This is a genomic window from Methylobacterium sp. WCS2018Hpa-22 (genome assembly GCF_031843785.1).
Classification (GTDB): domain Bacteria; phylum Pseudomonadota; class Alphaproteobacteria; order Rhizobiales; family Beijerinckiaceae; genus Methylobacterium.
The window spans coordinates 1-1,546 of record NZ_JAVTJA010000040.1; the positions used below are offsets into that span (position 1 = coordinate 1).

Annotated in this window: 2 tRNA genes and 1 rRNA gene; all 3 read right to left on the reverse strand. The window is 50.2% G+C overall.

Annotated features, from left to right (window positions below):
* Positions 1–464, reverse strand: a 23S ribosomal RNA gene (locus tag RQI43_RS24455); the annotation flags it as partial.
* Between the two features lie 567 nt (positions 465–1,031).
* Positions 1,032–1,107 (reverse strand) — tRNA-Ala (locus RQI43_RS24460).
* Positions 1,108–1,213: 106 nt separating this feature from the next.
* Positions 1,214–1,290: transfer RNA gene (locus RQI43_RS24465), tRNA-Ile, on the reverse strand.
* Between the last annotated feature and the right edge of the window lie 256 nt (positions 1,291–1,546).

Genomic DNA, 1,546 nt, shown 5'->3' on the forward strand with positions numbered 1-1,546 from the left:
CTTGGAGAGTGGTCTCCCCATGTTCAGACAGGATTTCACGTGTCCCGCCCTACTCAAGGACAATAAGTGTTCTACGTGTACGGGGCTATCACCCGCTATGGCCACCTTTTCCAAAGTGTTCCACTTTATTCCTTATTGCCACTGGCCTGGTCCGCGTTCGCTCGCCACTACTTACGGAGTCTCGGTTGATGTCCTTTCCTTCAGGTACTTAGATGTTTCAGTTCCCTGAGTTCGCTTCTTACACCCTATGTATTCAGATGCAGATACCTTATCATAATGCTTGGAAACCTAAGCCGTACCGAAGCACAACTTAGATTCTCCAAGCATTTAAGGTGGGTTCCCCCATTCGGAAATCCATGGATCAAAGCTTATTCGCAGCTCCCCACGGCTTATCGCAGCGTATCACGTCCTTCTTCGCCTGTGCATGCCAAGGCATCCACCAAATGCCCTTAATTCACTTCTTCGTTCTCATTGTCTATGCTCATCCATAGTTGCTTCCAAAGAAAGCAACGACCTGATTACCTTTTACAATCAGGCCACTTCATGATGACATCGACGTGTCGATACAGTCCTCATTGAAGGCACGCCGGTGCACTTCGAGGCCGTATCATTAAGACCAGCTTCTCGAGATATCATCCGGTAACGCGCGGTCAGGCAACGTTAATCCAGCATTTCCATCAGAGATCTTTTCGCTCACGCTTGACAGAACCTTTCGGTTCTTGCTCCGCGGGGGCGCCAAACGATTGGCGACGGCCTTACGGCCTACCAAGATTTGGTCAACAACAAAAATGCCTCAGGACAGGACTTCCTACCTACCTCCAATCCCTCCACCAATTCCGGCCGACTAAGCCATCACAAGGTTTCACTGGGATCGGGCTCGGACGCCTTGAACCAATGGTTCAAAACACCTGGAAGCCTCCAGACATATCTTCTCTTCACAATGCATACAGAACAGGCACAATCTCGTTTGAGATGTGCAAACTTTTATTTCTTCAGAAGACAATTGCCGATCATCTCGACACCAATCGATTTGGTGGAGCTTATCGGGATCGAACCGATGACCCCCTGCTTGCAAAGCAGGTGCTCTCCCAGCTGAGCTAAAGCCCCATCCAGCTCGATCGCCTTAGATCTCAACGACCCAAGGTTCGGCAACAATTCGCGTCAACCCCAAAACGGTATTCCGTCATCCCAAACCCTCATTCGCATATGCAAATGGTGGGCCCGGGTAGACTTGAACTACCGACCCCACGCTTATCAAGCGTGTGCTCTAACCAACTGAGCTACGGGCCCATTCGGGAACCGGTCAACGCGGTATTTTGTCTTCATGAAGAAAGAGAAACGTGGACGGCGACACTTGCCATACCATCCGATGCTAAAAGCATTCCGTGGCGTATTACGTTGCGATGGTCGCCTGACTGGCGCCATCTATTGTTCTAAAAAGCACGGGAAAGTTCATCCTAATCAAGTTAGGCGTCTTACTGTTCCACAGCTTCCTTAGAAAGGAGGTGATCCAGCCGCAGGTTCCCCTACGGCTACCTTGTTACGA